Source organism: Streptomyces sp. NPDC001700, from assembly GCF_053596435.1.
Window position 1 is genome coordinate 726305 of the sequence record NZ_JBSFGE010000001.1, and the last position, 7860, is coordinate 734164.

Here is a 7860-nt window from a genome sequence, read left to right on the forward strand (position 1 = left end):
AAAGCAGGTCTCACGGTGCAAAGCGCAGTCTCGCCCCGAGACGTTACTGAGCGCCGTCGGGACACGCCACGGCAGGTCTTCGGCCGTCCTGCGGACCACGGCGGGCGATACGGCGGGCGATCGCGCAGGTGGCCCTCGACGGCCTGCCACCGCCGGGCGCCGACGCCCGCTTGGGGACGAGTAGTTCGCCCCCCGGCCCGGCGGCCAGCAGCGCGGCCGCCTCGGCGACACTGGGCGTCCCTGTTGCGGTGAGCGCCGCCCTGGACGGGTTCGGCACCTCGACGGCGGCCAGCATCTCCGCTCCGTACCCACGCAGCGGCACGCCGAATCGCTCGGCCACGGCCATCAGCCCGGGCTCCCCGGTCTTGGCCTCGACCGTCGCCAACTCGGCGACGCCGCCGGGCGAAAGGCCCGCCCCGGCGAGGGCCGCCGCCACCAGCCCGGCCACCTCGCCCACGGACACGCCCCGCCCCGCGCCGACGCCGACGACCAGATCCGGCCACTGTGGATGGTCCACGTCAGGTCACCGCCTCCGTCATCCGGCGGCGGGCACACATCCGGCGACGAACCGGGCCGCCACACTGGGCACCGCGGCCCAGTGCACATGCAGATACGAGGCATGCACGTTGCCCGGGGCGAACCCTTCGGCGCGGCGCTGCGGATGGACGAGCCCCCAGGCGGGTGTCTGCCCGGCGCCCGGCTCGACGGTGGTGCGGTGGAACTCATGGCCGCGCACCCGGGTCCCCGCGACGGCGAGGGATGTGTCGGAAATGGCCACGGCCTCACGGTAGCCCAGCGTCAGCCGATCCGACATATGTGCCTCGGCGTCCACCACTCCGCACATCGGGCGGCCGTCCAGCGAGTGCGCCAGATACAGCAGCCCGGCGCACTCGGCGGCGATAGGCGCACCGGTCGCCGCCAGCTTGGCGACCTCGGCGCGCAGCGGCTCGTTCGCGGACAGCTCCGGTGCGTACACCTCCGGGAAGCCGCCACCGATCACCAGCCCGCCGGTCCCGGCGGGGAGGCGCTCGTCCCGCAGCGGGTCGAACGGCACGACCTCCGCGCCCGCGGCGGTGAGCAGTTCGGTGTGCTCCGCGTAGGAGAACGTGAACGCGGCCCCGCCCGCCACGGCGACCACCGGCCGTGGGCCCCGCGCCCGTATGCCCTGCGCCCGTGGTCCCTCCGTCGCGGCCACCGCCGCCGGGCCCAGCTCCGCCACCGGATCCCACACCGGTCCTGACAGGGGAGGCGCGCTGCCCGCCAGCGCCATCAGCCCGTCGAGATCGCACCCCTCCCGCACCCACGCGGCCAGCGCCGCCACCGAATCCGTCGCCTCCGTGCGCCGCTCGGCCACCGGCACCAGACCGAGGTGGCGGCTCGGCGTCCCGACCTCGCGCATCCGGCGCAGCGCGCCGAGCACCGGCACCCCGGCCCCTTCCAGCGCCTCCCTGAGCATCGTCTCGTGGCGGTCGGACGCGACCTTGTTGAGGATCACCCCCGCGACCCGCACCTCCGGGTCCCAGGAGGCGAAGCCATGCACCAGCGCCGCCACCGAACGCGACTGCGAGGACGCGTCCACCACCAGCACCACCGGCGCCCGCAGCACCTTGGCCACCTGGGCCGTCGAGGCCAGCTCGCCCTGCCCGGCCGCCCCGTCGAACAGCCCCATCACGCCCTCGACCAGGGCCAGGTCGCAGCCCGCCGCCCCATGCAGGAACAGCGGGGCGATCCGGTCCGGACCGCACAGATAGGCGTCCAGATTCCGGCCCGGCCGCCCGGCCCCACCACCGAACGCCGCGCCACTGGCGGAGGAGACGGCCAGCGCGTGATAGCCAGGATCGATGTAGTCCGGGCCCACCTTGTGCGGGGACACATCCAGACCGCGCTCCGCGAAGGCGGCCATCAGCCCCGCGGTGACGGTCGTCTTGCCGCTGCCGGAGGCGGGCGCGGCGACGACCAGTCGGGGAACTCTCACCACTCGATGCCTCGCTGGCCCTTCTGACCGGTGTCCATCGGGTGCTTGACCTTGGACATGTCGGTGACCAGGTCGGCGAAGTCCACCAGCGCCGCCGGGGCGTTGCGCCCCGTGATGACGACGTGCTGCGTGCCCGGTCGGTCGCGCAGGACCGACACCACTTCCTCAGGATCCACCCAGCCCCAGTGCATGGGGTACGCGAACTCGTCCAGCACATAGAGCCGGTATGTCTCCGCCGCGAGATCGCGCTTGACCTGCTCCCAGCCCTCGCGTGCGGCCTCCTCGCTGGAAGCCATGTCGCGCTGGACCCACGACCAGCCCTCGCCCATCTTGTGCCATGCGACGGTCCCCCCTTCGCCCGAGTCGCCGAGGACGCGCAGCGCACGCTCCTCGCCGACCTTCCACTTCGCGGACTTTACAAATTGGAATACACCGACCGGCCAGTTTTGGTTCCACGCCCGCAGCGCCAGGCCGAACGCGGCCGTCGACTTTCCCTTCCCCACGCCCGTGTGCACGAACACGAGCGGCCGGTTGCGGCGCTGGCGGGTGGTCAGTCCGTCGTCGGGGACGACGGACGGTTTTCCTTGCGGCATCAGGCTGCCCTTCGTGTGTTCTGTACCGTCCGTACATCGCGGACCAGCGCCGTCACGCTGTCCGCGCGCAGTTCGTCCAGGGTGATCGGGGTGCCCCGCAGATCGCGGGCGAGCGCCCCCGCCAGGCCCAGCCGCACCGGCCCCGACTCGCAGTCGACCACCACCGAGGCGACCCCGTCGCCCGCGAGCAGCCGCGCCGCGCGCCCGGCCCGCTCCACCGGCGTGGACCCGTCGGACACCGTGGCCTTCTTCGATTCGGTGGCCCGTCCGTCGGTCACCACGACCAGCAGCGGACGGCGCGAGGGGTCCCGCAGCCGCTCCACCCGCAGCACCTCGCGGGCCTTCAGCAGCCCCGCCGCCAGCGGCGTGCGGCCGCCGGTCGGCAGCTGCTCCAGCCGGGCGGCGGCCGCGTCCACCGACGAGGTGGGCGGCAGCGCCAGCTCCGCGCCCGTCCCCCGGAAGGTGATCAGGCCGACCTTGTCCCGCCGCTGGTAGGCGTCCAGCAGCAGCGACAGCACCGCGCCCTTGATCGCGCCCATGCGCTTACGGGCGGCCATCGAGCCCGACGCGTCCACGACGAACAGCACGAGGTTGCCCTCCCGGCCCTCGCGCACCGCCTCCCGCAGATCGTCCCGGCGCACCAGCAGCCCGGGCCCGCGCCGCCCGCGCGCGTGCTGATGCGGGGCGGCAGCCCGTACCGTCGCCGCCAAGTGCAGCGAGGTCAGCGTCCCCTGGGGGCGGCGCGCACCGGCCGTGCGGCCGTGCGCGGTGCGGGCGCGCGACCGCCGCCCCGCCGCGCCCTCGCCGAGCCCCGGCACGTCCAGCCGCCGGGTCCGGAACGGATCCGCGGCGCCCACGGCCGCCCGCTCGGCGCCGCCGCCACCGGCCCCGCCGCCCTCCTCGGACGCGGACTCGGACGCGGAGGGCTCGGCGTCGGCCCCGGCCGCCTCGGGCTCGGCCGACCGCTGCTCGGGAATGGACGGCTCCGGCGCGCCGGGCGGCGGCGCCTGCTCCTGCCCGCCGTCCTGCGGACGGCCACCGCCGGGCCCCTCGGGGCCGTCTCCGCCGTCGGAACCGCCGCCGCCCGGCCCGTCGGGGTCGTCATCGGGGCCTTCCTCGGTCTCAGCGGCCTCCGGCTCGGGCTCCGGCTCGTCGTCCTCGAACTGCCGCAGCACCTCGTCCAGCTTGTCCTCGTCCAGCCCCGGCGCGTCGAACGGCGCCCGCCGCCGCCGGTGGGGGAGCGACAGCAGCGCCGCCTGCCCCACGTCCTCGGTGCGTACGTCCGTCCGGCCCGCCCAGGCGGCCAGCGCCGTCGCCGTACGCGCCGTCACGATGTCCGCGCGCATCCCGTCCACCTCGAACGCCGCGCACACCGCCGCTATCTGCCGCAGCGCGCGGTCGCCCAGCCGGACGGCGGGCAGCAGGGCGCGCGCTGCGGCTATCCGGTCCCGCAGCTCGCCCTCCTCGCGCGCCCAGCGCGCGGCGAACCCGGCCGGGTCCTCGTCGTACGCCAGCCTGCGGCGCACCACCTCGACCCGCTCCTCGGTGTCCCGCGACGCCGTGACCTCGACGGTGAGCCCGAAGCGGTCCAGCAGCTGCGGCCGCAGCTCGCCCTCCTCCGGGTTCATGGTGCCCACCAGGAGGAAGCGCGCGGCGTGCCGTACGGAGACGCCCTCGCGCTCCACATAGGAGGCGCCCATGGCGGCCGCGTCGAGCAGCAGGTCGATCAGGTGGTCGTGCAGCAGGTTGACCTCGTCGACGTACAGCACCCCGCGGTGCGCGTCGGCGAGCAGCCCCGGCTCGAACGCCTTGACCCCGTCCGACAGCGCCCGCTCGATGTCCAGCGACCCCACGAGACGGTCCTCGGAGGCGCCGACCGGCAGCTCCACCATCCGGGCGGCGCGCGCGTCCCCCGTGACGGTCTCGTGCGGACCGTCCGGGCAGCTTGGGTCGGGCGCGGCCGGATCGCACGAGAAGCGGCACCCGGGGACGACATCGACCGGCGGCAGCAGTGTGGACAGCGCGCGCACGGCGGTCGACTTGGCCGTGCCCTTCTCACCGCGCACCAGCACACCGCCCACGGCGGGTGAGACGGCGTTGAGGAGCAGGGCGAGCCGCATGTCGTCCATTCCGACGACCGCGGTGAACGGGTAGGCAGTGGTGGTCATGCTCGGGTACCTCCTACGGTGCGTGCGCGGTCGCGTGCCGGTGATGCCGGTGGCGCCAGTCGTCCCGGTCGTACCGACCGTTCCGGTGTCCTCAACCCGTTCCTCCCGGCGCCCCGGGCGGCACGAAGGGCAGCCCGTCCGGTACGCCGCCCTCGATGAGCCTCAGCAGCGCGTCCGTGTCCGCGTGCTCTTCGATCAGATCGCCCAGCCGGTCCAGCTGCTCCTCGCGCAGCTCCGCGAAGCGGGTGTCCGGCGCGGGTACGAACGCCCGGCCCGACGCCGCCGCGACCCGCCGCAGGAAGGCGCGGCGGAAGCCGTCGCTCTCCAGCGAGCCGTGCCAGTGCGTGCCCCATACGGAGCCCACCCGGCAGCCGTCCAGGAAGGGTTCGTCGCCGCCGTCCAGCAGTTCGGCGACCCCGTGGTGGATCTCGTAGCCCTCCACCCGTTCGCCCAGCGCCTCGCCCACCGGCCGGGCCAGGGTCTTACCCGTGGCGAAGCGGATCCGTACGGGCAGCAGCCCGAGGCCCGCGACCGTCCCGGCCTTCGACTCGACCTCGTCATCGATTGCGTAGCCGAGCGCCTGGAAGCCGCCGCAGAGGCCGAGCACCGGCCGCCCCTCCGTGGCCCGCCGGGCGATCGCGTCGGCGAGCCCGCGCTCGCGCAGCCACTCCAGCGCCTTCACGGTGCCCCGGGTGCCCGGCAGCACCACCAGGTCGGCGTCGGCCAGTTCCTCCGGGCGGTCCACGAAGCGCACGATCACGCCCGGTTCGGCGGCCAGCGCGTCCACGTCGGTGAAGTTGGACATCAGCGGTACGGCGGCCACCGCGACCCGCAGCACATCCGCGCCGTACGGCGGTGCGACGACGCTCTCGCGCACCGTGCCGCGCAGCGAGACGCGCAGCCCGTCCTCCTCGTCGATGCCGAGACCGTGCGCGTACGGCAGCACGCCGACGGTCGGCCGTCCGGTGAGGTCGCGCAGCATGTCCAGACCGGGTTCCAGCAGGCTCACATCGCCGCGGAACTTGTTCACCACATAGGCCGCGATATGCCGCTGGTCCTCGCGGGACAGCAGCGCGGTCGTACCGAAGAAGGACGCGAAGACGCCGCCGCGGTCGATGTCCCCGACCACGACGACCGGCAGCCCGGCGGAGCGGGCCAGGCCCAGGTTGACGATGTCGGTACGGCGCAGATTGATCTCGGCCGGGCTGCCCGCGCCCTCGCAGATCACCGCGTCATGGGTGCGCCGCAGCTCGCTCAGGCACTCGGTGACGGTCTCCAGCAGCCCTTCGCGCCGCCGCTCGGAATGGTAGCCACGCGCGGTCATCTCCCCCACCGGCTTGCCGAGCAGCACCACCTGGCTGCTGCGGTCGCTGCCGGGCTTCAGCAGGACCGGGTTCATCAGGGCGCTCGGTTCGGCGCGCGCGGCGGCCGCCTGCATGGCCTGGGCGCGCCCGATCTCGGCGCCGTCACGGGTGACGAAGGAGTTGAGCGACATGTTCTGCGCCTTGAACGGGGCGACCCGGAGCCCCTTGCGCGCCAGCCAGCGGCATATGCCCGCCGTGACGACGCTCTTACCGGCGTCCGAGGTCGTCCCCGCGACGAGCAGTCCGCCCCCCAGGGTCATCGCTTCACCCTTTCCTGGCCGACCGCGGAACGGCCCGCGGCGGTGATGAGCAGGGCGAGCGCCGACACCCGCCGCGAGAGAGCGATCGCGCGAGGGATGTCGGCCGCCGTCACGGGACGGCCGCCCGGATTCAGCACGGGCCGGTGCTCGACCCGGCCCGCGTACGCCAGCGTGCCGCCCAGCCGGACGCCCAGCGCGCCCGCGAACGCCGCCTCCACCGGGCCCGCGTTGGGGCTCGGGTGGCGTCCGCCGTCGTCGCGCCAGGCGCGCCACGCGCCGCGCGGATCGGATCCGGCCAACGTGGCCAGGGCCGCCGTGAGACGGGCGCCGGGCCAGCCCGCGGCGTCGTCCAGCCGGGCCGAGGCCCAGCCGAACCGGCGGTAGCGGGCCGACTTGTGGCCCACCATGGCGTCCAGCGTGTTGACGGCGCGGAAGCCGACGAGCCCCGGCACCCCGGCCACGGCCCCCCACACCAGGGCGCCCACCACCGCGTCCGAGGTGTTCTCGGCCACCGACTCGACGACCGCCCGCGCGATCTGCTGCTCGTCCAGCGCCTGCGGGTCGCGTCCGCACAGATGCGGCAGCCGCTCCCGCGCGGCGTCGGCGTCCCCGGCGGCCAGCGCGTCACCAATGGCCCGGGCCTCCCGGACCAGCGAGGTGCCGCCCAGCACGGCCCAGGTGGCGGCGGCGGTCAGCGCGACGTCGGGCGTACGGCGGGGCCCCGCGAGGGTGCGTACGGTACGGGCCAGCAGCGCGGCACCGGCGGCCGCGCCGCCCGCGCACAGCGCGGTGTGCAGCGCCCCGGAACCACGGTGGTCACGCCACAGCCGCCGCTCGACGGCCGAGGCGGCGCGCCCGAACGCGGCCACCGGATGGCCGCGGCGCGGATCGCCCGCGGCGAGGTCGACGAGGAAGCCGAGTGCGGCGCCGCACGCGTACGAGGCGTGGTCGGCACGCATCCTCAGACCGCCGTCAGGCCTCTGCGGCGGGGCACACGAACGGATGGAGCTGATGGCGGCGTGGCGATGCCGGGCATGGCGGTATGTCCTCACTCAGGGTCCGCGCCCTGGCTCGACGTGACCGGCGGTGAAAGTCTCCTGGCTCCCGGATCCGCGGCTCTCCCGGTCTTCCAGCCATCCTGCGTAACGGACGGCCGTGACCCCTTGCGGTGAGGGAGAGCGCTCCCCGGTGACAGTGGCGGGACCGCGCCGGATTCTCACCGGCTTCCTCTCCTGCCGCCGTTTGGCTCGGGAAGTCCACCATGGGGTGCGAATGGCCGTCAACTCGCATTTGACCTGCGATGCCAGAGTGTGCGGAGACCCACAGGCCCACAGGCCCACAGACCCACAGGCCCACAGACCTACGGGTGCGCAGGAGCACCCGGAGCAACGACCGCGGGGCGGTGGGGGGGGGGGGGGGGCCCCCCCCCCCCCCGGGGGGGGGGGGGGGGAAGAATGTGTGGTGAGGGGGGTGTATATAGGGGGTGGGCGGGGAAGATAA

The 7860-nt window shown here is 74.7% G+C and carries 6 protein-coding genes and 1 riboswitch; all 6 genes read right to left on the minus strand.

The window, feature by feature from the left end; all coding sequences use genetic code 11:
- Positions 1–43: 43 nt before the first annotated feature.
- A complete protein-coding gene (locus ACWC5C_RS03385) occupies positions 44–517 on the minus strand; it encodes a cobalamin biosynthesis protein (protein ID WP_450873188.1) in 474 nt (157 codons plus the stop codon).
- An 18-nt stretch (positions 518–535) separates the two neighbouring features.
- Positions 536–1978 (minus strand): cobyrinate a,c-diamide synthase, encoded by a 1443-nt coding sequence (locus ACWC5C_RS03390; protein ID WP_450873190.1) that lies wholly within the window; start codon positions 1976–1978, stop codon positions 536–538.
- A complete protein-coding gene (gene cobO / locus ACWC5C_RS03395; protein WP_385448225.1) occupies positions 1972–2568 on the minus strand; it encodes a cob(I)yrinic acid a,c-diamide adenosyltransferase in 597 nt (198 codons plus the stop codon). Before cobO ends, ACWC5C_RS03390 begins: the two co-directional genes overlap by 7 nt.
- Entirely contained in the window at positions 2568–4736 is a 2169-nt protein-coding gene (locus ACWC5C_RS03400) for a putative cobaltochelatase (RefSeq protein WP_450873193.1), read from the minus strand. The genes cobO and ACWC5C_RS03400 overlap by 1 nt, the downstream gene beginning before the upstream one ends.
- A gap of 91 nt (positions 4737–4827) precedes the next feature.
- Positions 4828–6360: a cobyric acid synthase gene (locus ACWC5C_RS03405; protein WP_450873195.1), complete on the minus strand. Its 1533-nt coding sequence runs from the start codon at positions 6358–6360 to the stop codon at positions 4828–4830.
- On the minus strand, positions 6357–7319 hold the full coding sequence (locus ACWC5C_RS03410; RefSeq protein WP_450873197.1) for a cobalamin biosynthesis protein: 963 nt from the start codon (positions 7317–7319) through the stop codon (positions 6357–6359). Before ACWC5C_RS03410 ends, ACWC5C_RS03405 begins: the two co-directional genes overlap by 4 nt.
- Before the next feature lie 132 nt (positions 7320–7451).
- Positions 7452–7589, minus strand: a riboswitch (cobalamin riboswitch).
- Between the last annotated feature and the right edge of the window lie 271 nt (positions 7590–7860).

Coding starts and splice junctions, on each gene's coding strand:
- cobO (WP_385448225.1), bottom strand. CDS start 2,568: ATGCCGCAAGGAAAACCGTCCGTCGTCCCCGACGACGGACTGACCACC.
- ACWC5C_RS03400 (WP_450873193.1), bottom strand. CDS start 4,736: ATGACCACCACTGCCTACCCGTTCACCGCGGTCGTCGGAATGGACGAC.
- ACWC5C_RS03405 (WP_450873195.1), bottom strand. CDS start 6,360: ATGACCCTGGGGGGCGGACTGCTCGTCGCGGGGACGACCTCGGACGCC.
- ACWC5C_RS03410 (WP_450873197.1), bottom strand. CDS start 7,319: ATGCGTGCCGACCACGCCTCGTACGCGTGCGGCGCCGCACTCGGCTTC.